The organism is Pseudomonas prosekii (assembly GCF_900105155.1).
In the GTDB taxonomy this organism is placed as follows: Bacteria; Pseudomonadota; Gammaproteobacteria; order Pseudomonadales; family Pseudomonadaceae; genus Aquipseudomonas; species Aquipseudomonas prosekii.
Window position 1 is genome coordinate 2,740,844 of record NZ_LT629762.1, and the last position, 24,247, is coordinate 2,765,090.

Consider the following 24,247-nt stretch of genomic DNA (forward strand, 5'->3'; position numbering starts at 1 on the left):
TCAGCTGATAGACCGCTTTCGCGAGCAAGCTCAGCTCCTACAGGATTTGCGCCGTACCCAAAATGGGTGGCGGTCAGGCTGCTGGCTGGTCCAGTTCCAGGCCCACGCCGAGGCGGCGGGACATGCAGGGCCAGCGTTTCCAGGCAGCACCGGTGTCCGGGCTGTTGAGTTTGTCGCGGTAGGCTTCGACCGATTCCAGGGCGAAGCTTTCTTCGTTGAGCATCTCGTCGACGGCGTGATGCACGGCCGCATCCAGCTGATTGGCAAACGCTTCGCCGATCAATTGATGGGCGATCAGGTTGGCGACCGTCATGTCCAGAGGGATCAATGGCTGGCCGAAATGCTTGATGTACAGGTCGTTGACCTCTTCCACAAACCGATGCGCCAGATACGCTTCGTCCAGCAGGCCGTCGAGGCCGATGTGCCCGGCCATGATCGCTGGCGGTTGCAGGAAGTACTGCTCGGCGATTTTCAGCACCGGTTTGATCTGCGATTCGATACCCGCTTCCCTCGCGACGTCGTTGGCTGCTTCCAGCAGATCAGGCACTTCTTCGATGTAAGCCGTGACAAAACGAGTCAGCACGCCGTTGGCATCAGCCTCCGGCAATTGGATGGCAGGGTGCAAGTGCGGTAATTGGGTTTCCAGTTGACGAGTCAGCAGGCCAGTTTCGGCCTCATGCTGCAGGGCTTTTTGGATCTGCTCGCGCAATGCGGCGGTGTTCATGAAAACTCCAGGAAACAAGGCAATGAAATAGGAAGACATAAGTTAGCTGGCTTATGAAAATTGCTAAGACGCATTTGTCATAAATGTTTCATCCGTGAGACATCAAAGTTATATCGGCCAGCCACCGAAGGGTGCGCATCGTTCTCCATTCGTGGTCTTGCACGCAAGTACTCGCTGTTTCAGCTCATTTACGCCATCGCGTTGCGAGGTGCCAGTCGCTGTCTATACTCGGTTTTGAATGGAGTTAGCTGATGACGCCCGACTGCCTGTGCAGCAAGGCTCGGCAATTCAAGTTCGTAGTCTGAAAAAGCCGCTCCCTTGCCGCTGGTGTTAGCCGGCGGGATAACAAGAACGATAAGGGGAACCCGCAATGATGCGACATCCACACGTCTGGATGGGCCTCCTGTTGTGGTCATTTTTCAGCCAGGCGCAAGCCGCCTGGACTGTGAACATGGCGCCGGGAGCGACTGAAATCAGTCACGCAGTATTTGACCTGCACATGACCATTTTCTGGATCTGTGTGGTGATCGGCATCATCGTCTTCGGCGCCATGTTCTGGTCGATGATGGTCCACCGTCGCTCGACCGGACAGGTGGCCGCCAAATTTCACGAAAGCACCACCGTCGAAATCCTCTGGACCATCGTGCCGTTCATCATCCTGGTGGCGATGGCGGTGCCTGCGACGGCGACCCTGATCAAGATGTACGACGCCAGTGAGCCGGACATCGATGTGCAGATCACCGGTTATCAGTGGAAGTGGCACTACAAATACCTGGGCCAGGACGTCGAGTTCTTCAGCAACCTGGCCACCCCCGCCGACCAGATCCACAACAAGGAAACCAAAGGCGAGCATTACTTGCTGGAGGTCGACAAGCCGCTGGTGCTGCCGATCGGCGCGAAGGTGCGCTTCCTCGTGACCTCCGCCGACGTCATTCACTCGTGGTGGGTGCCGGCCTTCGCGGTCAAGCGCGATGCCATTCCGGGGTTCGTCAACGAAGCCTGGACGCGCATCGACAAGCCCGGCATCTACCGTGGCCAGTGCGCCGAGCTGTGCGGCAAGGACCACGGTTTCATGCCGATTGTGGTCGAGGTCAAAACCCAGGCCGATTACGCCACCTGGCTCGGCGAACGCAAAGCCGAGGCGCTGCAGCTCAAAGAGCTGACCAGCAAGGAATGGACCCTCGACGAACTCAAAGAGCGCGGCGACAAGGTTTACCACACCACGTGCGTGGCCTGTCACCAGGCTGAAGGCCAGGGCCTGCCGCCGATGTTCCCGGCGCTCAAAGGCTCGAAAATCGCCACCGGCCCGATCAAGGATCACCTGAGTATTGTCTTCCACGGCAAACCCGGCACCGCCATGGCGGCGTTCGGCAAGCAGCTGTCGGAAGTCGATATCGCGGCGGTCGTGACCTACGAACGTAACGCCTGGGGCAACAACAAGGGCGACATGGTCACTCCCAAAGAAGTGCTGGAGCTGAAACAGGCGGAAAGCAAATGAGCCGGTCTATTGCGCACCCAAGCCACCGGTCGGGGCAACACGCCCCGGCCTGCCCAGCCCACCTGTTTGCAGGAGACCAGCCATGAGCGCCGTCATCGATGACCATGGTCATGCCGACCACGCCCACGGCCCCGCCAAAGGCCTGATGCGTTGGGTGCTGACCACCAACCACAAAGACATCGGCACGCTGTACCTGTGGTTTGCGTTCTGCATGTTCCTGCTCGGCGGTTCGTTTGCGATGGTGATTCGCGCCGAGCTGTTCCAGCCAGGCCTGCAAATCGTCGAACCGGCGTTCTTCAACCAGATGACCACCATGCATGGTCTGGTGATGGTGTTCGGCGCGGTGATGCCGGCGTTCGTCGGCCTCGCCAACTGGATGATCCCGTTGATGATCGGCGCGCCGGACATGGCCCTGCCACGGATGAACAACTTCAGTTTCTGGCTGCTGCCGGCGGCATTCCTGCTGTTGGTTTCGACACTGTTCACGCCGGGTGGCGGGCCGAACTTTGGCTGGACCTTCTACGCGCCGCTGTCGACGACTTACGCGCCGGAAAGCGTGACGTTTTTTATCTTCGCCATTCACTTGATGGGCATCAGCTCGATCATGGGCGCGATCAACGTGATCGCGACCATTCTCAACCTGCGCGCACCCGGCATGACGTTGATGAAAATGCCGCTGTTCGTCTGGACCTGGCTGATCACCGCGTTCCTGCTGATCGCGGTAATGCCGGTGCTGGCCGGGTGCGTGACGATGATGCTGATGGACATCCACTTCGGCACCAGTTTCTTCAGCGCTGCCGGTGGCGGTGACCCGGTGTTGTTCCAGCATGTGTTCTGGTTCTTCGGCCACCCCGAGGTGTACATCATGATCCTGCCGGCCTTCGGCGCCGTCAGCTCGATCATCCCGACCTTCTCGCGCAAGCCGCTGTTCGGCTATACGTCGATGGTTTACGCGACGGCGAGCATCGCGTTCCTGTCGTTTATCGTCTGGGCGCACCACATGTTCGTGGTCGGCATTCCGCTGGTGGGCGAGTTGTTCTTCATGTACGCGACACTGCTGATCGCGGTGCCGACCGGGGTCAAAGTGTTCAACTGGGCCAGCACCATGTGGCAAGGCTCGCTGACCTTCGAAACGCCGATGCTGTTTGCGGTGGCGTTCGTGATCCTGTTCTCCATCGGCGGTTTTTCCGGGCTGATGCTGGCCATCGCGCCAGCGGACTTCCAGTACCAGGACACCTACTTTGTGGTCGCGCACTTCCACTATGTATTGGTGCCGGGGGCGATCTTCGGGATCTTCGCTTCAGCGTATTACTGGCTGCCGAAGTGGACCGGCCACATGTACGACGAAACCCTCGGCAAGCTGCACTTCTGGCTCTCGTTCATCGGCATGAACATGGCGTTCTTCCCGATGCACTTCGTCGGGTTGGCAGGCATGCCGCGACGGATTCCGGACTACAACCTGCAATTCGCCGACTTCAACATGGTGTCGTCGATCGGCGCATTCATGTTCGGCGCCACGCAGATTTTCTTCCTGTTCATCGTCATCAAGACCATTCGCGGCGGCGAGCCGGCCCCGGCCAAACCGTGGGATGGCGCCGAAGGGCTGGAGTGGAGCATTCCGTCGCCAGCGCCGTATCACACCTTCACCACGCCACCGGAAGTGAAATGAACACCCAGCCAGTTGTGGGCAATGGCCAAACCCCTGTGGTGAGGGGGTTTACCCCCGTTGGGTCGCGCAGCGGCCCCGAAGGCTGTGATCGGGATTTATCAGGTGGATCGCACTTGCTGGTTTTGCGACTGCTGCGCAGCCGAACGGGGGTAAACCCCCTCGCCACAGGTCCAGGTGATGCGCGGGTGGGTGTTGAGGATTCGTGCCATGGCTGATTCGATTTCGCTGAAGAAGCTGGTCACGCGCCTGTTGCTGGTGGTGGTGGCGATGTTTGTTTTCGGCTTTGCCCTGGTGCCGATCTACGACGTGATGTGCAAGGCGTTCGGCATCAACGGCAAGACGTCCGGGCAGTACGAGGGCGAGCAAACCGTCGATACCTCGCGGCAGGTGCGCGTGCAGTTTCTTTCGACCAATTCGGCGGACATGTCTTGGGATTTCTATCCGAAGAGCGATGAACTGACCGCCAATCCCGGCGCGGTCAACGAAATGATCTTCATCGCGCACAACCCGACCGATCGGCCGATGAGCGCGCAAGCCGTGCCGAGCATCGCGCCCAGCGCTGCCGCCGCGTACTTCCACAAGACCGAATGTTTCTGCTTTACCCAGCAAGTGCTGCAGCCCGGTCAACGGATCGAGATGCCGGTACGTTTCATCGTTGACCGCGACATGCCCAAGGAAGTGAAGCACCTGACGCTGTCCTACACGCTGTTCGATATCACCGCCCGACATCCACCGGTCGCTGTAAACACTGGCGGTTGAGCGTGCCCGATAAGGAGAACAATAAATGGCAACTCATGAACACTATTACGTCCCGGCCCAGAGCAAATGGCCGATCATCGCCACGGTCGGCATGCTGGTCACGGTATTCGGCCTGGCCACCTGGTTCAACGACCTGAAAGCCGCGCGCCCGGAATCCCACGGCCCGCTGATCTTTTTCGTCGGCGGCCTGATGGTCGCGTACATGCTGTTCGGCTGGTTCGGCACGGTGATCAAGGAAAGTCGCCAAGGGCTGTACAGCGCGCAGATGGATCGCTCGTTCCGCTGGGGCATGAGCTGGTTCATTTTCTCGGAAGTGATGTTCTTCATCGCGTTCTTCGGCGCGCTGTTTTATGTGCGCCACGTGTCCGGCCCGGCGCTCGGCGGCGAGGGGCCGAAAGGTCTGGCGCACATGCTCTGGCCAACGTTCGAATTCACCTGGCCGCTGCTGAACAACCCTGACCCGAAACTCTATCCGGCGCCCAAGGACGTGATCAGCCCCTGGGGCCTGCCGCTGCTCAATACGGTGCTGCTGGTCAGTTCCAGCGTGACCGTGACCATCGCCCACCATGCGCTGAAAAAAGGCCATCGCGGCGCGCTGAAAATCTGGCTGGCGATCACCGTGCTGCTGGGCTGCGCGTTCCTCGGTTTTCAGGCTGAGGAATACATCCACGCCTACCAGGAACTGGGCCTGACCCTGGGCTCGGGCATCTACGGCGCGACGTTCTTCATGCTCACCGGTTTCCACGGTGCGCACGTGACCATCGGCACGATCATCCTGTTTGTGATGCTGATGCGGATCATGCGCGGGCATTTCGACAACGAGCACCAGTTCGCCTTCGAAGCGGCGAGTTGGTATTGGCACTTTGTCGATGTGGTGTGGCTGGGTCTGTTTGTCTTCGTCTACGTGCTCTGAAGCAGCGCCGAGCTTGAAGCTTGAAGCTTGGCGCTTATAGCTCCCACGGAACGTGGGCAACCAATTGGCCGCTGTAAAAACCCCAGGCGATCAGGCCGACGGTGGTGGCGGCCAGGGCCACGCGAACGCTCAAGGCAATGACCAGGCGGTTTGAGCTGCTGTCGTCCTTGACCAGAAAAAACAGGCCGCTGAACAGGCTGACAACCGTGGCAATCAGCATCAGGACGATGGCTGCTTTGAGCATGGGAAGACTCCGGGGGAAGGCGAATGCACATGAGTATAGCTATCGCGTCCAGCGACTTTCTGGCCACGCCATGAAGCGCTTCCGGCCGGGCATCGTGCCGACCCTGGTGGTCGCGCTGCTGTTGCCGATGCTGGTGTCACTGGGGTTCTGGCAGTTGAGCCGGGGCGCGGAGAAAAGCGCGCTGCTCAACAGTTATGCCGAACGCCGCAGCGCCGAGCCGATGGCCAGCACCGAGCTGCAAAACACCCAGGAGCCGGCGTTTCGCCGCGTGCGCCTGCACGGCCAATTCGACCCCGAGCACAGCGTGTTGCTGGACAACCGTCAGCGCGACGGCAAGGTCGGCGTCGAGTTGCTGCAACCGTTTCAGGATCAGGCGAGCGGGTTGTGGCTGCTGGTCAATCGCGGCTGGCTGCCGTGGCCGGATCGGCGCACGCCGCCGCAATTCACCACGCCGAAACAGCCGTTGAGCGTCGAGGCGTGGGTCTATGTGGCGCCCGGCGCGACGTTCCAGTTGCACGCCGACCCGAGCGCCACGGCTTGGCCGCAACTGGTGACCGCGGTCGAACCGGCGCGGCTGTGGACGGCGCTCGAGCGCGACGGTTTCGCTTACGAATTACGCCTCGAAAACGGCCCCGCTTCGTATCAGGCCGATTGGCCGATAGTCGCCATGGGCGCAGAAAAACACATCGCTTACGCCGTGCAGTGGTTCGCCATGGCGATCGCCCTGCTCGGCCTCTTTATCTACCTCGGCTGGCACAACGCAAAGGAGAAACACCATGGGAGCGGCCATGAATCCACCCAGCATGTCTGAGGCGAAAACCCCGGCCAGTCGGCGCAAGGGGCGTTTGCAACTGCTGCTGATCGTGTTGGGGGTGATCGGCCCGATGATCCTCGCCACCGGCATGTACAAATTGCAGTTCTGGGTGCCGGACGGGCGCAGCTATCACGGCGAACTGATCGGCAACGGCCAGACCCGCGCCGACCTCGGCGTGCAGGCCCAGGAGCAGCGTTGGCAAATGCTGGTGACCGCGCCGAAGGATTGTTCGGTGGACTGTCAGCAACTGGTGTATCTGGCGCGGCAGATCCAGATCGGCCTCGGCCGCGAAGCGTCCCGCGCCAGCCACGCATTGGCGGCTGCGCAACCGCTGGGCAGCGATTACGAGGCCAAGCTCAATCGTGAATATCCGCAGCTGCAACGCTACCCCATGGACCTGACCACGTTCAAAAAGACCACGGGCGACAACACCGCGCCGCAGCTGTGGATCATCGACCCGCACGGCAATCTGGTGCTGCGCTACGACCCGGCGGTCAAGGGCAAGGATTTGCTCAACGATCTGCGGCATTTGCTGAAACTGTCGAACATCGGATAAGGGCATCGTCATGGCCAAACCTGGATTTCGCCTCGCGCTGTTTGCCACGTTGCTGGCACTGATTGTGGTGTTGCTCGGCGCCTACACGCGCCTGACCCACGCCGGCCTCGGCTGCCCGGACTGGCCGGGCTGCTACGGGTTTATCAGCGTGCCGAAAAGCGAAGCCCAACTGGCGCATGCCGAATTGCATTTCCCCGACACCCCGGTCGAGGCCCACAAAGGCTGGAACGAGATGATTCACCGCTATTTCGCCGGCACGCTCGGGTTGCTGATCGCGGTGTTGGCCGGGCGCGCCTGGGTGCATCGTCGGCATCCGGGGCAACCGGTGAAGTTGCCGCTGTTCCTCTTGGCGGTGGTGATTGCGCAAGCGGCGTTCGGTATGTGGACGGTGACGCTCAAGCTCTGGCCGCAAGTGGTCACCGGGCATTTGCTCGGCGGTTTTGCGACCTTGAGTTTGTTGTTTTTGCTGACGTTGCGATTGTCCGGCGTATTGCCGGCGCTGACTGTGCCGCGACGTTTGCAGTACTGGGCCACTGCCGGTTTGCTGCTGGTGATCGGGCAAATCGCCCTCGGTGGCTGGGTCAGCTCCAACTATGCAGCGGTGGCGTGCATCGACTTCCCGACCTGCCACGGCCAATGGCTGCCGCCCGCCGATTTCGCCAACGGCTTTCACCTCACCCAGCACATCGGCCCCAATTACCTCGGTGGCCAACTGGACAGCGACGCACGCACGGCGATTCACCTGACCCATCGTATCGGCGCGCTCATGGTGACGCTGGTGCTGCTCGGGCTCGCGTGGCAATTGAAAGTGGTCGGCATGACCCGCCTCGCCGGCCTGGTACTGATCGCCCTCGCCGCGCAAATCACCCTGGGCATCAGCAACGTGCTGTTTCACTTGCCGCTGCCGGTCGCCGTCGCCCATAACGCTGGCGGCGCGGCGCTGTTGCTGACGTTGGTGCTGGTCAATTATCACGCGCGGACCAGTCTGGTTCGGGTCAAGCAGCAATCCCCTGCGCGCTGGCGTTTCAGCCCGCGTAAACATTCCGCCGGGCCCATAACAATAAAAGGAGAAATGCCATGGCGACTCTGATCGGCGAACGTCACAGTCAGGCGATCTGGCGCGATTATCTGGAGCTGACCAAACCGAAAGTGGTGGTGCTGATGCTGATAACCTCGCTGGTCGGGATGTTCCTCGCGACCCGCGCCGGAGTGCCGTGGACGGTGCTGGTGTTTGGCAACCTGGGGATCGCGCTGTGTGCCGGCGGCGCGGCGGCGGTTAATCATGTGGTGGATCGGCGCATTGATGCGGTGATGGCGCGGACCCACAAGCGGCCACTGGCCGAGGGCAGGGTGTCGCCGACGGCGGCGCTGACCTTTGCGCTGGTGCTGGCGGCGCTCGGGCAAGCCCTGCTGCTGGCCTTCACCAACCCGCTGACCGCGTGGCTGACCCTCGCTTCGTTGCTCGGTTACGCGGTGGTCTACACCGGTTTCCTCAAACGCGCGACGCCGCAGAATATCGTCATCGGCGGACTGGCCGGCGCTGCCCCGCCGCTGCTCGGTTGGGTCGCGGCCACCGGGCATGTCAGCGCTGAGCCATTGCTGCTGGTGCTGATCATTTTTGCCTGGACCCCGCCGCACTTCTGGGCGTTGGCGATTCATCGCAAAGAGGAATACGCCAAGGCAGATATCCCGATGTTGCCGGTGACCCACGGCGAGCACTACACCAAAATCCACATCCTGCTTTACACCTTCGCACTGCTGGCCGTCAGCCTGATGCCTTACGTGATTCACATGAGCGGCGTGCTTTACCTGGTTTGTGCGCTGGTGCTGGGCGCGAGGTTTCTGCAATGGGCCGTGGTGCTGTACCGTGGCACTCGGCCGCACGCGGCGATCAATACGTTCAAGTACTCTATTTGGTACTTGTTCCTGCTGTTTATCGCGCTGCTCGTAGACCACTACCTGCTGTTAAATCTTTGACCAAAATGAACCTATGACTCGAACTCAGAAAACCGTCTTTATCCTCGTTGCCCTGATTGCGTTGATTCTGGGCCTGACCGTCAACAAAGTGCTGTCCGGCAAAGGTCAGGGCGACCCGACTGCGTTGATCGACGCCGGGATCATCCTGTTGCCGCAAAGCCGCAATCTGCCAGACGTGACGATGACCGATCAGGATGGCAAACCGGTCGCGGTCAATGAGCTGAAAGACAAGTGGAGTCTGCTGTTCTTCGGTTACACCTTCTGCCCGGACATCTGCCCGACCACCCTCGCGCAGCTGCGGCAGATCAAGAGTGAGTTGCCGCCGGAAGCAGCGGCGAGGTTGCAGGTGATTCTGGTCAGCGTCGACCCGAACCGCGATTCGCCGAAGCAGCTGAAACAATATTTGGGTTATTTCGATCCGCAGTTTCAGGGTTTGACCGCGTCGTCGGTCGAAGACATTCAGAAACTGGCGAACGCGGTGAGCATTCCGTTTATTCCGGCGGACACCAGCAAGCCCAATTACACAGTCGACCACAGCGGTAACCTCGCGGTCATCGGCCCGGACGGCACGCAACGCGGGTTCATCCGCGCACCGCTGAACAACGCCAAACTGATCGCGCAATTGCCGGTGATGCTCAAGCGCAAATGAATCACCACACCTCCCTGTAGGAGCCAGGCTTGCCGGCGAAGGCGATTTCACTGACGCCTTCGCCGGCAAGCCTGGCTTCTACAAGGCCGGTGTTTCAGGCATAAAAAAGGGGCGCATCGAATGCGCCCCTTTCAGTCCAGCGGACAAGATCAGAACGCCGGCAATACCGCGCCTTTGTACTTCTCGAGAATGAACGCTTTGACTTCCGGGCTGTGCAGCGCGGCGACGAGTTTCTTCATCGCGTCGCTGTCCTTGTCGTCCGGGCGCGCGACGAGGATGTTCACGTAAGGCGAGTCGTTGCCTTCGATCACCAGCGCGTCCTTGGACGGATCAAGCTTGGCTTCCAGCGCGTAGTTGGTGTTGATCAGCGCCAGGTCAACCTGAGTCAGCACACGCGGAATGGTCGCGGCTTCCAGTTCACGGATTTTCAGGTCCTTCGGATTCTGTGCGATGTCCTTGACCGTCGACAGAATGCTGGTTGGATCCTTCAGCGTGATCAGCCCAGCCTTCTGCAGCAGCAACAACGCACGACCGCCATTGGTAGCGTCGTTCGGAATCACCACGTTGGCACCGCCCGGCAATTCGGCCAGGGCTTTGTACTTGCTCGAGTACGCGCCCAGCGGTTCCAGATGCACGCCGGCCACAGCAACCAGATTGGTAGTGCGCGCCTTGTTGAACTCATCCAGGTACGGCTGGTGCTGGAAGAAGTTGGCGTCCAGACGTTTTTCGGCAACCTGCACGTTCGGCTGGATGTAGTCGGTGAACACCTTGACGTTCAGGGTCACGCCTTCTTTGGCCAGGGTCGGCTTCACGAATTCGAGAATTTCCGCATGTGGCACCGGCGACGCGGCGACGGTCAGGGTTTCATCAGCCTGGGCGGAGAACGCCGCAACAGCGGCCAATGCGACGAGTAGTTTTTTCATTCAGCTAACTCCTTGTGTTTACCCGCATGAGGCGCCCGTTTGGCGCCTGCCAGCGAATGGCCGGCTCAGCGCCGGGCTACGCGAAACATTTATTTTCTGGAAAAGTGTACGACCAGTTTGTCGCCAACCATTTGCAGCACTTGCACCAGCACCAGTAACAGCACGACGGTGACGATCATCACATCGGTCTGGAAACGCTGGTAGCCGAAACGGATCGCCAGGTCACCCAAACCACCGGCGCCGACCACACCGGCCATTGCCGTGTAGGAAACCAGTGTAATCGCCGTCACCGTAATCGCTGCATAGATGCCCGGACGGGCTTCCGGCAGCAACGCATTGATGATGATCTGCTTGGTCGTCGCGCCCATCGCCTGGGTCGCTTCGATGATGCCGCGATCGACTTCGCGCAACGCGGTTTCCACCAGACGCCCGAAGAACGGCGTGGCGCCCACCACCAATGGCGGGATCGCGCCGGCGACGCCGAGCGAAGTGCCGGTGATCAACACGGTGAACGGGATCATCACGATCAGCAGAATGATGAACGGCAGCGAACGCAGAATGTTCACCACCAGCGACAGCACCGCATAAACGCCGCGCGATTCCAACAACTGGCGCGGGCTGCACAGGAACAACAGCACGCCCAGCGGCAGGCCGAGCAAAATCGTGAACAGCAGCGAACCGCCGAGCATCAGCAGGGTGTCGCCGGTAGCGAGCCAGATTTCGAACCAGTCGATATTGGCGAAGAAACTCATCAGGGCCTCCATCAGCGCAGCACCTCCATGTGGACGTCAGCTGCGGTGAAGCGGGCAAACGCCGCCTCCATGTCGCCGCCGGTGACCGCCAGGGTCAGTTGGCCGTACGGCGTGTCTTTGATGCGATCGATGCGACCGGCAAGGATGCTGTAGTCGACGCCGGTTTCCCGCGCGACGGTGCCGAGCAATGGCGCGTAGGTCGCTTCGCCCTGGAACGTCAGACGCACGATACGCCCCGGCACGTGAGCAAAATCATCACGCTGTTCGCTTTCGTCGATCTGCTCGTCTTCCTGGACGAAGCGCTTGGTGGTCGGGTGCTTGGGATGCAGGAACACATCGGCCACTGAGCCTTGCTCGACGATCACCCCGGCGTCCATCACCGCGACCTGATCGCAAACGCGGCGGATCACGTCCATTTCGTGGGTGATCAGCACGATGGTCAGCTTCAGCTCGCGGTTGATCTCGGCGAGCAATTGCAGGACCGACGCAGTGGTCTGCGGGTCCAGCGCGCTGGTGGCTTCGTCACACAGGAGGATTTTCGGCTTGGTCGCCAGGGCGCGGGCAATGCCGACACGCTGCTTCTGGCCACCGGACAATTGCGCCGGATACTTTTTGGCGTGGTCGGACAAACCCACCCGCGCCAGCAGTTCCGCGACGCGCTGGTCGATTTCACTGCGCGACAGCTCACCGGCAAGGGTCAGCGGCAGCGCCACGTTGTCGGCGACAGTCTTGGAGGCCAGCAGGTTGAAGTGCTGGAAGATCATCCCGACCTGCTGGCGGAAGCGCCGCAGGCTGCTGGCATCGAGCGCGGTGACTTCTTCGCCATCGACGAAGATCTTGCCGCCACTGGATTCCTCCAGGCGATTGATCAGACGCAGCAGGGTACTTTTTCCCGCGCCAGAATGGCCGATCAGGCCGAAGACCTGACCGTTCTCAATCGTCAGACTGGTCGGATGCAGGGCGGGAATGTCCTTACCGGCGACGCGGTAAGTCTTATGGACGTTTTGAAACTCGATCACGTAGCGAACCTTGTGGGGCGCGTTGGAAAAGGGTCAGCGTTTAGCCGGGCGCGCATTTTAGCCTGTCCGTATAGAGGGTATTAGCATTTATTCGGCATGCAACCTTTGATTTGGCAATAACGCGATCAAAGGTCATAAAAAAGGAACGGCTGAAAACCTCATTAGTCACTATTTAAGCAACGTAATTACCGCCAGGTGCCGTGCCTGGAAAATTGCTCACAAGTCCGGCTAGGACGAGATCGCAACGAGGAGTTTACGACTGATGAGTACCAAGAAACCTGTCGCCCCCAAAAGCGCACTGGCCGGGACTGACACCCTGGACCGTGGCAACACCAATACCAAGCTCGAAAGCCTGGAAAAATTCCGCTCCGACGCCACCGAACAAGCCCTGCGCACCAACCAGGGCGTCAAGGTGTCGGACAACCAGAACACCCTGAAAGTCGGCGCCCGCGGGCCGTCGCTGCTGGAAGACTTCATCATGCGTGAGAAAATCACGCACTTTGACCACGAACGCATCCCGGAGCGCATCGTCCATGCGCGCGGCACTGGCGCTCACGGTTTCTTCCAGACTTACGAGAACCATGCCGCGCTGACCAAGGCCGGTTTCCTGCAGGATCCGGGCAAACAAACCCCGGTATTCGTGCGTTTCTCCACGGTGCAGGGGCCACGCGGCTCGGGCGATACCGTGCGTGACGTGCGCGGGTTTGCCGTGAAGTTCTTCACCGACGAAGGCAACTTCGACCTGGTCGGCAACAACATGCCGGTGTTCTTCATCCAGGACGCAATCAAGTTTCCCGATTTCGTCCACGCGGTGAAACCGGAGCCGCACAACGAAATCCCTACCGGCGGCTCGGCGCACGATACCTTTTGGGACTTCGTCTCGCTGCAGCCTGAATCGGCGCACATGGTGATCTGGGCGATGTCCGACCGCGCGATCCCGAAAAGCTTGCGCAGCATGCAAGGTTTCGGCGTGCACACGTTCCGTCTGGTGAATGCCGAAGGCAAGTCGCGCTTCGTCAAGTTCCACTGGCGCCCAACCGCCGGCACCTGCTCGCTGGTGTGGGATGAAGCGCAGAAACTCGCCGGTAAAGACACCGATTACCATCGTCGTGACCTGTGGGAATCGATCGAGATGGGCGACTACCCGGAATGGGAATTGGGCGTGCAGATCGTCGAGGAAGAAAACGAACACGACTTCGATTTCGACCTGCTCGACCCGACCAAGATCATTCCTGAAGAAATCGTGCCGATTACGCCACTGGGCAAAATGACCCTGAACCGTAACCCGGACAACTTCTTCGCCGAAACCGAGCAAGTCGCGTTCTGCCCCGGCCACATCGTTCCTGGCATCGACTTCTCCAACGATCCGCTGCTGCAAGGTCGGCTGTTTTCCTACACCGACACGCAGATCAGCCGACTCGGCGGGCCGAACTTCCACGAAATCCCGATCAACCGTCCGGTAGCGCCGTACCACAATGGTCAGCGCGATGGCATTCACCGCATGACCATCGACAAGGGCCGCGCCTCCTACGAGCCGAACTCGATTGACGGTGGCTGGCCGAAAGAAACTCCGCCCGCCGCGCAGGACGGTGGCTTCGAGACTTACCCGGAACGCATCGACGCGAACAAGATTCGTCAGCGCAGCGAGTCGTTCGGTGATCACTTCTCGCAGGCGCGCTTGTTCTTCAACAGCATGAGCAAGCACGAGCAGGAACACATCATCGCCGCGTACAGCTTCGAGCTGGGCAAGGTTGAGCGGTTGTGGATTCGTGAGCGTCAGGTCAATGAGATCCTCGCCAACATCGATCTGGAACTGGCTGCGCGCGTCGCGGCAAACCTGGGTCTGCCAGCACCGAAGGCTGGCACCGTAGACGTGCCGAAAACGTCGCTGGATCGTTCGCCAGCGCTGAGCCAGGCCAACCTGCTGCCGGAAAACATCAAGACTCGTAAAGTCGCGATCCTGGCGGCGAACGGCGTCGACGGCAAAGCGATTGATGCAATGAAAGCGGCGCTGGCGGCTGAAGGCGCACACGCTAAGTTGCTCGGCCCGACTTCGGCACCCGTGACCACTGCTGACGGCAAATCGCTGCCCGTCGATGCGTCGATGGAAGGCTTGCCGTCCGTCGCTTTCGATGCGGTGTTCGTGCCGGGTGGCGCGGCGTCGATCAAAGCGTTGAGCGGTGACGGCGTGGCCCTGCATTACGTGCTCGAAGCGTACAAGCACCTGAAGGCAATCGCGCTGCACGGCGAAGCCAAGCAGTTGCTGGACGTGCTGAAGCTGGAGGCTGATGCGGGGTTGATCGTCGGTACCGACAAGACGCTGATCAAGCCGTTCTTCGCGGCGATTGGACAGCATCGGGTTTGGGATCGCGAGCCTAAAGCCAAGGCGATCCCGGCTTAAGGTTTGTCTCGATAGTTAGGACGCTATCGCGAGCAAGCTCGCTCCCACATTGGAAATGCATTCCAAATGTGGGAGCGAGCTTGCTCGCGATGCTTTTAAGGTCTTACAAGGTTTTCAAGGCTTACGCGGGCTCAAAACCACCTGCGCCGGGACGTGGCGCACGATCTGTTTGTGCAATTTCAGCTCAAAACCCGAATCGAGTTTCTTCACCCGTTTGGTCAGCAATGTGGCCAGCCATGGGTAATCCTGCGTGCGCGGTGCCTGGATAACCACCGCACAGTCGTAATTCACCACATCGAAGGCAATCGCATCCAGTTGATGACGAAGTTTGCTCATATCGGTGAGGTTCAACGCGACCGTGGTGCTTTCCGCCGCCGGATCAATCACTTTGGCTTTTGGCCGGGCTTCAGCCGCCAGCAACGCAGCTTCGGCCTTGTCCAGCTCAGCCTTGCGCGCATTGACGATGGCATTGTTGACGCCACCGGTCAGCGCCGGCGCTTTCGGCATCAGCGCCCGCGCACGGCTGAGCGCAGTGGCGGCGGCGTTGACATCACCTTTCTGCAACACGATTTGGCTGCGTTGCAGATAGGCTTCGGCCAATTGCCGTTGGTATTGCACCAGCGTTGGATCGTCAGGCGACTGGGCCTGCAAGGTTGCCAGTTGATCTTCAGCGGTGGCCAGCTCGCTGCTGGCCAGGTTTTGTTCAAGCTGTGCAATCGCCGCAGCCCGACCGTCGGGAGCCTGAGTGGCTGCCGGTGGCGTACTTTGGCAAGCGCCGAGCAGCAGAGAAAATGCGACAAGGAGCAGATAACGGGAGGCGAACGGCTTCATTCCTGCGACTCTCTATTTGCGCAAAAAACGAGCAAGTCTACACCCCTCGACGGGGCAGGACAAAACTCAGCAGAAACAGCGCGGCGGCCGCCACCACAATCGATGGGCCCGCCGGGGTGTCCTTGAACCATGACAACGCCAGCCCGCCACACACCGCAAGCATGCCCAGCAGGCTCGCGCCCAGTGCCATCTGCTCGGGCGAGCGGGCGTGACGCTGTGCCGCAGCCGCCGGGATGATCAACAGTGACGTAATCAGCAACACACCGACGATTTTCATTGCCACGGCGATGACCACGGCGATCAGCAACATCAGGGTCAGGCGCAACGCCGCCACCGGCAACCCTTCGACCCTGGCCAATTCTTCGTGCACGGTGATCGCCAGCAGTGGCCGCCACAACGTCACCAGCAACGCCAGCACCGCCGCGCTGCCGCCGAGGATCCACGCCAGATCGGTCGGGCTGATCGCCAGCAGGTCGCCGAACAGATACGCCATCAGGTCGATCCGCACTTCGTGCATGAAGCTTAGTACCACCAGGCCCAACGAGAGCGTGCTCGGCGCGAGAATTCCCAACAGCGTGTCGGACGCCAGCGGCTGGCGCTGTTGCAACGTCACCAGCAACACCGCCAGCAGCAGGCAGCCAACGGTGACCGCCACGGTCGGGCTGACATCCAGCAAAAAGCCCAGCGCCACGCCGAGCAACGCGGCGTGGGACAAGGTGTCGCCGAAGTAGGCCATGCGCCGCCACACCACAAACGAACCCAGCGGGCCCGCGACCACTGCCAGGGCCAGACCTGCAAGCAGGGCGTAAAGCAGAAAATCAGCCATGCTTGCAGCCATCTCCATGAACGTGAGGTTGTGCCGACGGGGCGGCGGCGACCACGGAGCCATGCAGGTCATGGGCGTGGTCGTGGTGGTGGTGATAAATCGCCAGGCTCTGCGCGTTTTTGCCGAACAGCTCGACGAACGCCGGATCGCTGCTGACCTGTTCCGGGTGCCCGGAGCAGCAGACGTGGCGGTTCAGGCAAACCACTTGATCGGTGGTGCTCATCACCAAATGTAAATCGTGGGAAACCATCAATACGCCGCAACCATGGCGGTCGCGCAGGCGGGTGATCAGGCTGTACAGCTCGGCTTGGCCAGCGACATCGACGCCCTGCACCGGCTCGTCGAGCACCAGCAATTGCGGCTCGCGCAACAACGCGCGAGCAAGCAAAACGCGCTGCATTTCGCCGCCGGAAACACTTTGTACCGGGCTGTCGATCACCTGTTCGGCACCGACTTCCTTGAGCGCCGCCAATGCTCGCGCACGGTCAACGCCCGGCACCAGCCGCAGGAAGCGCAGCACCGAAAGCGGCAAGGTCGGATCGACGTGAAGTTTTTGCGGCATGTAACCGACGCGCAGTTTCGGTTTACGCCAAACGGTGCCGCTGTCCGGCTTCAACAAACCGAGCACGGCGCGCACCAGCGTGGTTTTGCCGGCGCCATTCGGGCCGATCAGGGTGACGATTTGCCCGGGCTCGACGCTGAGGTCGATGCTTTCCAGCACGTTTTGCCCGGCAAACGTCACGGCCACTTGCTCAAGACGGATCAGCGCGTTGCTCATCAAGCCCCCTGGCAACCCGAGCAGAGCCCGACCACTTCAACAGTCTGGGCCTCGACGATAAATCCAACGTCTTTGGCGCTGAAGACAATCGCGTCGCTGATGGATTTTTGTTCGAGCTCGATGGCGGCGTGGCATTCGCGGCAAATCAGGAACTGGCCCTGGTGCGCGTGCTCCGGGTGATTGCAGCCGACGAAGGCGTTGAGCGAGGAGATGCGGTGCACCAGGCCGTTTTCCAGGAGGAAATCCAGCGCGCGGTACACAGTCGGCGGCGCGGCGCGGCGGCCGTCCTGCTCGCTGAGCACCGCCAGAATGTCGTAGGCGCCCAGCGGTTTGTGGCTTTGCCACACCAGTTCCAGCACCCGCCGGCGCAATTGGGTCAGGCGCAAGCCTTGACGGGCGCACAAGGCATCGGCCTCGGTCAATGCGCTGTGCACGCAATGAGAGTGGTCATGGGGACGGCTGGCAATCGGTGTAATAGGCATGAGCGGCGACGATTTTTGTGAGAGACGTTATTATGTTACCCGTTCTCGCCTCTTCGAGTGGTCATCGTGTCCCGACTTTTTTCAATGTATGTCGCATTTTTCACAACTTTCCTGCTGATGAGTTCGGCTCACGCCGAGGTCAACGTGCTCACCAGCATCAAGCCGCTACAGCTGATTGCCGCTGCCGTGCAGGACGGTGTGGCGGTCCCGGAAGTGTTGCTGCCACCGGGCGCCTCGCCACATAACTACGCGCTGCGCCCGTCCGACGTACGGAAGGTGCAATCGGTCGATCTGCTGTACTGGATCGGTCCGGACATGGAAGGTTTCCTGCCGCGCGTGCTGAAAAGTCGCACATCGCCAAGCGTCGCCGTGCAGGATCTGCCGGGGCTGAAACTGCGGCACTTCGCCGAAGACAGCCATTCCCACGCCGAAGAAGCCGAGCAGCCCGACGAACATGACCACGATCATCGTCCCGGCACGCTGGACGCGCATTTGTGGCTCTCGCCAGTCAACGCACGGGTGATCGCGACGAAAATGGCCGCAGACTTGAGCGCTGCCGATCCGGCCAACGCGCCACGTTATCAGAGCAACCTCAAGGCCTTCGATGAGCGGCTGGATGCGCTCGACCAGCGCCTGAAGGCACGGCTGGCGGGTATCTCGGGCAAACCTTATTTTGTGTTCCACGAAGCGTTCGATTATTTCGAAGACGCTTACGGGCTCAAGCATGCGGGCGTGTTCAGCGTTGCCGCGGAAGTGCAGCCCGGCGCCCAGCATGTGGCGGCGATGCGCACGCGTTTGCAGGAAGTCGGCAAGACCTGCGTGTTCAGTGAACCGCCGTTGCGGCCGCGACTGGCGGAAACCCTGGTGGCGGGTTTGCCGGTGAAACTGGCCGAACTGGATGCGCTGGGCGGTTACACACCCGCGACTGCTCAGGGTTATGAACAGGTGTTGGAGAAATTGGGCAATGACCTGGCCGGGTGCCTGGAGGCGTTGTAACCCGATCTGCAACCTGTGGGAGCGAGCTTGCTCGCGATGGCGGCATCACATCCAGCATCAATGCTGACTGAACCGGCGCTATCGCGGGCAAGCCTTGCTCCTACAGGGATGGTGCAATTTCCTCTAGGAGCGAGGCTTGCCCGCGAAGCTTTTAAAGCGCGAAAGGCAACGGTGTACTGATTTTCTGCCGTTGCGCCAAGCGCTGCTGGAACTCCAGCGGATCGTGAATCAACACGTCCTGCCCGGCAAACGACTCTGCAGCAATCAACCGCGACAGCCAGAAGCGCACGCACGCCACACGCAGCATGGTCGCCCACAACTCGGCTTCCGCTGCCGTGAACGGGCGCAACCCCGCATAAGCGCCCAACAGGGCTCGGGCACGCGGCCCGTCGATCACCCCATCGTCGTCCGAACACCAGTCGTTCAAGGCAATCGCCACGTCGTACAACATCGGCCCGGAACAGGCATTGTAGAAGTCGATCAAGCCGGTCAGGTGCGTGCCTTCAAACATCGCATTGTCGCGGAACAGGTCGGCGTGGATGTTGGCGCGTGGCAGTGCGAGAATTTTCTGTTTTTTCTCGGTGATTTCTTCCAACGCTCGTTGCAGCAGATCGCTTTGCTCGGCGTTCAGGTGCGAGAGCAGTTGCGTGCCCTCCTCCAGCATCCAGTCGAGGCCGCGATCGGTCTTGCGCTTGACCATGTTGGCCTGAGTCGCCAAGTGCAGATGGCCGAGCAACTCGCCGACCTGCGCGCAATGCTGGGCATTGGCTTGCTTGATGTGTTTGCCGGCCAGGCGCGGCTGGAGCAACGCCGGTTTGCCGGCCAGTTCGCGCAACGCCACGCCGTCCTTGGTGCGCAGCGCATACGGCACTGGCAGGTCGGCGTCGTGCAGCACGTCGAGCAATTCAATGAAAAACGGCATTTCCTGAACCGGACCGCGCTCTACCAGGGTCAGGACAAACTCGCCCTGCTCCAGACTGATAAAGAAATTGGTGTTTTCGCTACCGGCGGCAATCCCCTGGAAATCAAGCAGGCGGCCGAGCCCGTATGGGGCGAGAAAGGTTTCCAGCTCGGGCCGAGCCAGGGGAGTAAACACAGACATGGTTAAAAACTGCTCAGTTCGGGCGCCGCTATCAAAACGGCGCCGATTAAAGTTAAGAAACTACTTCCAGGTAAAGATTTCCCACGCGGGAATCAGCATATCCGGCTGGTCCGAACGGATGTAGTTCGCGTCCGTGCCGTCCGCGCGCACCAGGAAATACGGTTTGCCAACGCTCGGCGTCACCTTGATGGCGTAGGTAAACCCACCTTTCTTGTATTCCTGAATGACCTTGTCACCTTCCGTGTGTGTGCTGATGGTAACTTCCGGCTCCGAGGTCGGCGCATCATCCGCCGCCATAACGGCCAGCGGAACGGTCGCAAACAACCCAGCCAGCAACAGGCGATTTAGTGTGCGCATGATAACCTTGTCCCTTTGTCGTCAATGGTCCCGCTATTCTAGCGCCGGACCCGCCGAAAAGGTTGATCGTGCTCATGAGCCAAGCCCCCCTCGTCCTGGTGGACGGTTCTTCTTACCTCTATCGCGCCTTTCACGCGCTGCCACCGCTGACCACCTCCCGAGGCCTGCCAACCGGCGCGGTCAAAGGTGTGCTGAACATGCTCAAGAGTCTGCGCAAGCAGTACCCGGAAAGCCCGTTCGCGGTGGTTTTCGACGCCAAGGGCGGGACGTTTCGTGACGAAATGTTCGCCGAATACAAGGCCAACCGCCCAAGCATGCCCGACGACATGCGCGTGCAAATCGAGCCGCTGCACCAAAGCGTGATGGCCCTCGGTTTCCCGTTGCTGTGCGTCGAAGGCGTCGAGGCCGATGACGTGATCGGCACGCTGGCCCGCAGCAGCGCGGCCGCCGACCGCCCGGTGGTGATTTCCACTGGCGACAAGGACATGGCGCAACTGGTCGACGGGCACATTACCTTGGTCAACACCATGACCGGTAGCGCGCTGGACGTGGAGGGCGTGAAGGAGAAATTCGGCGTCGCTCCCGAGCAGATCATCGATTATCTGGCGCTGATGGGCGATTCGTCCGACAACATTCCGGGCGTTCCGGGCATCGGCCCGAAAACCGCTTCCGGCCTGCTGGTCGGGGTCAACGGCGGCCTGACCGAGCTCTACGCGCAGCTCGACATCGTCCCGACCCTGCCGATTCGCGGCGCCAAAACCTTGGCCGCCAAGCTTGAAGAGCACAAGGAGATGGCGTTTCTCTCCTATCGTCTGGCAACCATCAAGATCGATGTGCCGCTCGACATCGGCCTCGATGACCTGCAAATGGGCGAACCGGATCACGACAAACTCGCCGAGCTGTACACGCTGCTGGAGTTCAAGAGCTGGTTCGAAGACAACCAGCGCGACGCCAAGCGCTCCGGCCAGCAAGTCGCCGCGCCGGTTGCGCTGGAAGAACCTGCCGCCGCCGCTGCCGAAATCAACTACACGACCATTCTCACCCAGGCCGATTTCGACCTTTGGCTGAAGAAGCTGCAAGACGCCAAACTGTTCGCCTTCGACACCGAAACCACCGGCATCGACGCGCAAAAAGCGCAATTGGTCGGGTTGTCGTTTGCCGTCCAGGCCTACGAAGCGGCCTACATTCCGCTGACGCATTCCTACATGGGCGCGCCGGAACAGTTGGATCGCGACACGGTGTTGCGCGCGCTGAAACCGGTCCTTGAAGACCCAAGCAAACTCAAGGTCGGCCAGCACGCCAAGTTCGACATGAACATCCTCGCCAACTGCGCAATCGGCGGCGATCAGAGCTGTGGCATCAGCGTGCAAGGCATCGCCTTCGACACCATGCTCGAATCCTACGTGCTGGATTCCACCGCGACCCGCCACGACATGGACAGCCTGGCGCTCAAGTACCTGAATCACACCACCACCGGGTTCACCGACATCGCCGGCAAAGGCGCGAAGCAGCTGACCTTCGATCAGATTCCGTTGGAGCTGGCCGGGCCGTACGCCGCCGAAGATGCCGACATCACGCTGCGTCTGCACCAGACCCTGCAAGCCAAACTCAACGCGATCCCGAGTTTGAGCAAAGTCCTCAGCGACATCGAAATGCCGCTGGTGCCGGTGCTGGCGCGGATCGAGCGCCAGGGTGCGCTGGTCGATGCCGACCTGCTGGGCATCCAGAGCATTGAGCTCGGGAAGAAAATGGTCGAGCTGGAGCGCGAGGCTTATGTCCTCGCCGGTGAAGAATTCAACCTCGGTTCGCCGAAGCAACTGGGCGCGATTCTGTACGACAAACTGGGCCTGCCGATCCTCAGCAAAACCGCCAAGGGCCAGGCATCGACCGCTGAAGCCGTGCTCGCGGAATTGGCCGAGCAGGATTTCCAGCTGCCAAAAGTGCTGATGCACTACCGCTCGATGAGCAAGCTGAAAAGCACCTACACCGACCGCTTGCCTGAGCAGATCAACGCGCGCACCCAGCGCGTGCACACTTCGTATCATCAAGCCGTGGCGGCCACCGGGCGTTTGTCGTCCAGCGATCCGAACCTGCAGAACATCCCGATCCGAACCGCCGAAGGTCGGCGGATTCGTCAGGCGTTCGTCGCACCGAAAGGCTACAAACTGCTGGCGGCGGACTATTCGCAAATTGAACTGCGAATCATGGCGCACCTGGCCAAGGACGAAGGCTTGCTGCACGCCTTCCGCAACGACCTGGACGTGCACAAAGCCACGGCGGCGGAAGTGTTTGGCGTTGAGCTGGCCGATGTCACCACCGACCAGCGGCGCAGCGCCAAAGCGATCAACTTCGGCCTGATCTACGGCATGAGCGCGTTTGGCCTGGCCAAGCAGATTGGCGTCGATCGCAAGCAGTCCCAAGCGTACATCGACCGTTATTTCGCGCGTTATCCGGGTGTGCTGGCGTACATGGAGCGCACGCGCAATCAGGCAGCCGAGCAGGGTTTCGTCGAAACCATTTTCGGTCGGCGTCTATACCTGCCGGACATCAACGCGAAGAACCCGTCGCTGCGCAAAGGCGCCGAGCGCACGGCGATCAATGCGCCGATGCAAGGCACTGCGGCGGATATCATCAAGAAAGCCATGGTGGCGGTGGATAACTGGCTGACGGCCTCGGGCCTGGACGCCAAGGTAATCCTGCAAGTGCACGATGAATTGGTGCTTGAGGTGCGCGAAGACCTGGTGGATCAGGTGCGCGACGAGATCCGCGCGCACATGAGCGACGCGGTGAAGCTGGACGTGCCACTGCTGGTCGAAGTCGGAGTCGGCAATAACTGGGATGAGGCTCACTGAGCCGTTTGAACAGGGGGATTTCTGCTGCGGCATAGTGCCGCGGCAGAAAGGTCATCGAAGGGCGCTCGTTAAATGGGGCTTAGCTCAAAAAGTGTGTCCGGTTATTCCAAAGGCATTGAAAAAAATTCTGAACTAATCTGCCAAATTGCCACTCAGAGATTCTGAATGGCTGGTGAAGCCCTTCGATGCTCCTATGTTGTGTTAAGTGTTGGCAGATATCTGGACCCCGCCCTAACGGTCCAGAACTTGAACCCCGGAACTTCCCCCTCCCCATACGAAGTCCGGGGTTTTTTTTGCCCGCGAGAAAGCCTTACTCGGCAATCTCGGCGCCCTTGTCCGCCAATTCCATCCAGCCCGCCAGTACAGTGTAGGCGTCTTCCAGGCCCAGGCGTTTCGGCGCGGAGAACAGCTGGATGGTGATGGTATCGCCCCAACCTTTACGGATATCGGCCTGAACCTTGAGCAGGACATTTTTCGCTGCGCCGTAGGTCAGCTTGTCAGCCTTGGTCAGCAGAATGTGCATCGGCATGCCGCTGGCGACTGCCCAATCGAGCATCAGCAGGTCGAAATCGGTCATTGGATGACGGATGTCCATCATCAGGATCAGACCTTTCAAACTCTCGCGACCACCCAGATAAGCTTCCAGGTGACGCTGCCAGTGCAGCTTCAACGGGATCGGTACTTTCGCGTAACCGTAACCCGGAAGGTCGACCAGACGACGATCATCGTCTAGCTTGAAGAAGTTCAAGAGTTGCGTGCGACCTGGAGTTTTCGAGGTCCGCGCCAGGCTGGCGTGAGTCAAAGTGTTCAGCGCGCTGGATTTACCGGCGTTGGAACGACCGGCGAAGGCGACTTCAAAGCCTTCGTCGTCCGGGCATTGGTCGACTTTGGCAGCGCTGAGCATGAAGGTGGACTGTTGGCACAGGCCAAGGATGGGGTTCTTGAGTTGCATGGGATTTCCGATGTGGGCGGCGCCGGGAATGGACGCGGCAAGCGGTGTCGTTTCCGTTTCAGTAGCGCCAGTATATAATGCCGCAGATTTTGTGTGCGCTTTGTCCCAGCGTAGGATGAAGTTCACGAGAGCGATTGACCTTGATTGCGCATTAGAACGCAGAACGCTCTCTA

Annotated in this window: 24 protein-coding genes; 12 read left to right on the forward strand and 12 right to left on the reverse strand. The window is 60.3% G+C overall.

From position 1 onward, the window contains the following. Positions 1-73 precede the first annotated feature (73 nt). Positions 74-724: a hypothetical protein gene (locus tag BLU01_RS12360; protein WP_092275476.1), complete on the reverse strand. Its 651-nt coding sequence runs from the start codon at positions 722-724 to the stop codon at positions 74-76. Positions 725-1,094: 370 nt separating this feature from the next. Between BLU01_RS12360 and coxB the strand changes: the two genes are divergently transcribed. From coxB to BLU01_RS12380, 4 genes are all read left to right on the forward strand, one after another. Further along, a complete protein-coding gene (coxB, locus tag BLU01_RS12365; protein ID WP_092275478.1) occupies positions 1,095-2,222 on the forward strand; it encodes a cytochrome c oxidase subunit II in 1,128 nt (375 codons plus the stop codon). An 82-nt stretch (positions 2,223-2,304) separates the two neighbouring features. Continuing rightward, entirely contained in the window at positions 2,305-3,891 is a 1,587-nt protein-coding gene (gene ctaD, locus BLU01_RS12370; protein WP_092275481.1) for a cytochrome c oxidase subunit I, read from the forward strand. Positions 3,892-4,098: 207 nt separating this feature from the next. Next, a complete protein-coding gene (locus BLU01_RS12375) occupies positions 4,099-4,650 on the forward strand; it encodes a cytochrome c oxidase assembly protein (protein ID WP_092275484.1) in 552 nt (183 codons plus the stop codon). Positions 4,651-4,675: 25 nt separating this feature from the next. After that, complete coding sequence (locus tag BLU01_RS12380; protein ID WP_092275487.1) at positions 4,676-5,563, forward strand: cytochrome c oxidase subunit 3; 888 nt, start codon at positions 4,676-4,678, stop codon at positions 5,561-5,563. Positions 5,564-5,597: 34 nt separating this feature from the next. On the opposite strand, the gene BLU01_RS12385 is transcribed toward BLU01_RS12380, so the two are convergent. Next, positions 5,598-5,807, reverse strand: coding sequence for a twin transmembrane helix small protein (locus BLU01_RS12385; protein WP_092275490.1), 210 nt, complete (start codon positions 5,805-5,807; stop codon positions 5,598-5,600). Positions 5,808-5,877: 70 nt separating this feature from the next. Here BLU01_RS12385 and BLU01_RS12390 point away from each other — a divergent pair, with 70 nt between their 5' ends. From BLU01_RS12390 to BLU01_RS12410, 5 genes are read left to right on the forward strand one after another with little or no spacing between them, the layout of a single operon-like run. Beyond that, positions 5,878-6,618 (forward strand): SURF1 family protein, encoded by a 741-nt coding sequence (locus tag BLU01_RS12390; protein ID WP_092281590.1) that lies wholly within the window; start codon positions 5,878-5,880, stop codon positions 6,616-6,618. Continuing rightward, positions 6,584-7,177 carry a hypothetical protein gene (locus BLU01_RS12395; RefSeq protein ID WP_092275493.1) on the forward strand — a complete coding sequence of 198 codons (594 nt, stop codon included), beginning with the start codon at positions 6,584-6,586 and terminating at the stop codon, positions 7,175-7,177. Before BLU01_RS12390 ends, BLU01_RS12395 begins: the two co-directional genes overlap by 35 nt. Before the next feature lie 10 nt (positions 7,178-7,187). Further along, the gene (locus tag BLU01_RS12400; protein WP_092275496.1) at positions 7,188-8,267 is read left to right on the forward strand and encodes a COX15/CtaA family protein; all 1,080 of its coding nucleotides are present in this window, start codon (positions 7,188-7,190) and stop codon (positions 8,265-8,267) included. Continuing rightward, positions 8,255-9,154, forward strand: a complete 900-nt coding sequence (gene cyoE, locus BLU01_RS12405) for a heme o synthase (protein ID WP_092275499.1) — start codon at positions 8,255-8,257, stop codon at positions 9,152-9,154. Before BLU01_RS12400 ends, cyoE begins: the two co-directional genes overlap by 13 nt. Before the next feature lie 13 nt (positions 9,155-9,167). Next, positions 9,168-9,803 carry an SCO family protein gene (locus BLU01_RS12410; RefSeq protein WP_092275502.1) on the forward strand — a complete coding sequence of 212 codons (636 nt, stop codon included), beginning with the start codon at positions 9,168-9,170 and terminating at the stop codon, positions 9,801-9,803. Positions 9,804-9,952: 149 nt separating this feature from the next. On the opposite strand, the gene BLU01_RS12415 is transcribed toward BLU01_RS12410, so the two are convergent. From BLU01_RS12415 to BLU01_RS12425, 3 genes are all read right to left on the reverse strand, one after another. Further along, positions 9,953-10,726: a MetQ/NlpA family ABC transporter substrate-binding protein gene (locus BLU01_RS12415; protein ID WP_092275505.1), complete on the reverse strand. Its 774-nt coding sequence runs from the start codon at positions 10,724-10,726 to the stop codon at positions 9,953-9,955. 89 nt (positions 10,727-10,815) lie between these two features. Further along, positions 10,816-11,490 (reverse strand): methionine ABC transporter permease, encoded by a 675-nt coding sequence (locus tag BLU01_RS12420; RefSeq protein WP_092275508.1) that lies wholly within the window; start codon positions 11,488-11,490, stop codon positions 10,816-10,818. Continuing rightward, positions 11,490-12,497 (reverse strand): methionine ABC transporter ATP-binding protein, encoded by a 1,008-nt coding sequence (locus tag BLU01_RS12425; protein WP_092275511.1) that lies wholly within the window; start codon positions 12,495-12,497, stop codon positions 11,490-11,492. The genes BLU01_RS12420 and BLU01_RS12425 overlap by 1 nt, the downstream gene beginning before the upstream one ends. A 262-nt stretch (positions 12,498-12,759) precedes the next feature. Between BLU01_RS12425 and katE the strand changes: the two genes are divergently transcribed. Then, positions 12,760-14,898 (forward strand): catalase HPII, encoded by a 2,139-nt coding sequence (katE, locus tag BLU01_RS12430; RefSeq protein ID WP_092275514.1) that lies wholly within the window; start codon positions 12,760-12,762, stop codon positions 14,896-14,898. Between the two features lie 114 nt (positions 14,899-15,012). Here the strand turns inward: katE and BLU01_RS12435 are convergent, their stop codons facing one another. From BLU01_RS12435 to zur, 4 genes are read right to left on the reverse strand one after another with little or no spacing between them, the layout of a single operon-like run. Next, positions 15,013-15,729: a PA5502 family lipoprotein gene (locus BLU01_RS12435; protein WP_092275517.1), complete on the reverse strand. Its 717-nt coding sequence runs from the start codon at positions 15,727-15,729 to the stop codon at positions 15,013-15,015. A gap of 37 nt (positions 15,730-15,766) precedes the next feature. Continuing rightward, positions 15,767-16,555 carry a zinc ABC transporter permease subunit ZnuB gene (znuB, locus tag BLU01_RS12440; RefSeq protein ID WP_092275520.1) on the reverse strand — a complete coding sequence of 263 codons (789 nt, stop codon included), beginning with the start codon at positions 16,553-16,555 and terminating at the stop codon, positions 15,767-15,769. Continuing rightward, entirely contained in the window at positions 16,548-17,333 is a 786-nt protein-coding gene (znuC, locus tag BLU01_RS12445) for a zinc ABC transporter ATP-binding protein ZnuC (RefSeq protein WP_092275523.1), read from the reverse strand. The genes znuB and znuC overlap by 8 nt, the downstream gene beginning before the upstream one ends. Further along, positions 17,333-17,815, reverse strand: a complete 483-nt coding sequence (gene zur, locus BLU01_RS12450; protein ID WP_092275526.1) for a zinc uptake transcriptional repressor Zur — start codon at positions 17,813-17,815, stop codon at positions 17,333-17,335. The genes znuC and zur overlap by 1 nt, the downstream gene beginning before the upstream one ends. Before the next feature lie 66 nt (positions 17,816-17,881). On the opposite strand from zur, the gene znuA reads away from it, so the two are divergent. Next, positions 17,882-18,811: a zinc ABC transporter substrate-binding protein ZnuA gene (znuA, locus tag BLU01_RS12455; protein ID WP_092281592.1), complete on the forward strand. Its 930-nt coding sequence runs from the start codon at positions 17,882-17,884 to the stop codon at positions 18,809-18,811. A 151-nt stretch (positions 18,812-18,962) separates the two neighbouring features. Here the strand turns inward: znuA and BLU01_RS12460 are convergent, their stop codons facing one another. Beyond that, positions 18,963-19,913 carry a homoserine kinase gene (locus tag BLU01_RS12460; protein WP_092275529.1) on the reverse strand — a complete coding sequence of 317 codons (951 nt, stop codon included), beginning with the start codon at positions 19,911-19,913 and terminating at the stop codon, positions 18,963-18,965. Between the two features lie 60 nt (positions 19,914-19,973). After that, positions 19,974-20,270: a DUF2782 domain-containing protein gene (locus BLU01_RS12465; RefSeq protein WP_092275532.1), complete on the reverse strand. Its 297-nt coding sequence runs from the start codon at positions 20,268-20,270 to the stop codon at positions 19,974-19,976. Between the two features lie 74 nt (positions 20,271-20,344). Between BLU01_RS12465 and polA the strand changes: the two genes are divergently transcribed. Beyond that, positions 20,345-23,122 (forward strand): DNA polymerase I, encoded by a 2,778-nt coding sequence (gene polA, locus BLU01_RS12470; protein WP_092275535.1) that lies wholly within the window; start codon positions 20,345-20,347, stop codon positions 23,120-23,122. Positions 23,123-23,432: 310 nt separating this feature from the next. On the opposite strand, the gene yihA is transcribed toward polA, so the two are convergent. Next, on the reverse strand, positions 23,433-24,074 hold the full coding sequence (yihA, locus tag BLU01_RS12475) for a ribosome biogenesis GTP-binding protein YihA/YsxC (protein WP_092275538.1): 642 nt from the start codon (positions 24,072-24,074) through the stop codon (positions 23,433-23,435). Positions 24,075-24,247 lie beyond the last annotated feature (173 nt).

Excerpts from the sequence above, each read along its gene's own strand:
- BLU01_RS12360 (WP_092275476.1), bottom strand. The coding sequence starts at position 724 with ATGAACACCGCCGCATTGCGCGAGCAGATCCAAAAAGCCCTGCAGCAT.
- coxB (WP_092275478.1), top strand. The coding sequence starts at position 1,095 with ATGATGCGACATCCACACGTCTGGATGGGCCTCCTGTTGTGGTCATTT.
- ctaD (WP_092275481.1), top strand. The coding sequence starts at position 2,305 with ATGAGCGCCGTCATCGATGACCATGGTCATGCCGACCACGCCCACGGC.
- BLU01_RS12375 (WP_092275484.1), top strand. The coding sequence starts at position 4,099 with ATGGCTGATTCGATTTCGCTGAAGAAGCTGGTCACGCGCCTGTTGCTG.
- BLU01_RS12380 (WP_092275487.1), top strand. The coding sequence starts at position 4,676 with ATGGCAACTCATGAACACTATTACGTCCCGGCCCAGAGCAAATGGCCG.
- BLU01_RS12385 (WP_092275490.1), bottom strand. The coding sequence starts at position 5,807 with ATGCTCAAAGCAGCCATCGTCCTGATGCTGATTGCCACGGTTGTCAGC.
- BLU01_RS12390 (WP_092281590.1), top strand. The coding sequence starts at position 5,878 with ATGAAGCGCTTCCGGCCGGGCATCGTGCCGACCCTGGTGGTCGCGCTG.
- BLU01_RS12395 (WP_092275493.1), top strand. The coding sequence starts at position 6,584 with ATGGGAGCGGCCATGAATCCACCCAGCATGTCTGAGGCGAAAACCCCG.
- BLU01_RS12400 (WP_092275496.1), top strand. The coding sequence starts at position 7,188 with ATGGCCAAACCTGGATTTCGCCTCGCGCTGTTTGCCACGTTGCTGGCA.
- cyoE (WP_092275499.1), top strand. The coding sequence starts at position 8,255 with ATGGCGACTCTGATCGGCGAACGTCACAGTCAGGCGATCTGGCGCGAT.
- BLU01_RS12410 (WP_092275502.1), top strand. The coding sequence starts at position 9,168 with ATGACTCGAACTCAGAAAACCGTCTTTATCCTCGTTGCCCTGATTGCG.
- BLU01_RS12415 (WP_092275505.1), bottom strand. The coding sequence starts at position 10,726 with ATGAAAAAACTACTCGTCGCATTGGCCGCTGTTGCGGCGTTCTCCGCC.
- BLU01_RS12420 (WP_092275508.1), bottom strand. The coding sequence starts at position 11,490 with ATGGAGGCCCTGATGAGTTTCTTCGCCAATATCGACTGGTTCGAAATC.
- katE (WP_092275514.1), top strand. The coding sequence starts at position 12,760 with ATGAGTACCAAGAAACCTGTCGCCCCCAAAAGCGCACTGGCCGGGACT.
- BLU01_RS12435 (WP_092275517.1), bottom strand. The coding sequence starts at position 15,729 with ATGAAGCCGTTCGCCTCCCGTTATCTGCTCCTTGTCGCATTTTCTCTG.
- znuB (WP_092275520.1), bottom strand. The coding sequence starts at position 16,555 with ATGGCTGATTTTCTGCTTTACGCCCTGCTTGCAGGTCTGGCCCTGGCA.
- znuC (WP_092275523.1), bottom strand. The coding sequence starts at position 17,333 with ATGAGCAACGCGCTGATCCGTCTTGAGCAAGTGGCCGTGACGTTTGCC.
- zur (WP_092275526.1), bottom strand. The coding sequence starts at position 17,815 with ATGCCTATTACACCGATTGCCAGCCGTCCCCATGACCACTCTCATTGC.
- BLU01_RS12460 (WP_092275529.1), bottom strand. The coding sequence starts at position 19,913 with ATGTCTGTGTTTACTCCCCTGGCTCGGCCCGAGCTGGAAACCTTTCTC.
- BLU01_RS12465 (WP_092275532.1), bottom strand. The coding sequence starts at position 20,270 with ATGCGCACACTAAATCGCCTGTTGCTGGCTGGGTTGTTTGCGACCGTT.
- polA (WP_092275535.1), top strand. The coding sequence starts at position 20,345 with ATGAGCCAAGCCCCCCTCGTCCTGGTGGACGGTTCTTCTTACCTCTAT.
- yihA (WP_092275538.1), bottom strand. The coding sequence starts at position 24,074 with ATGCAACTCAAGAACCCCATCCTTGGCCTGTGCCAACAGTCCACCTTC.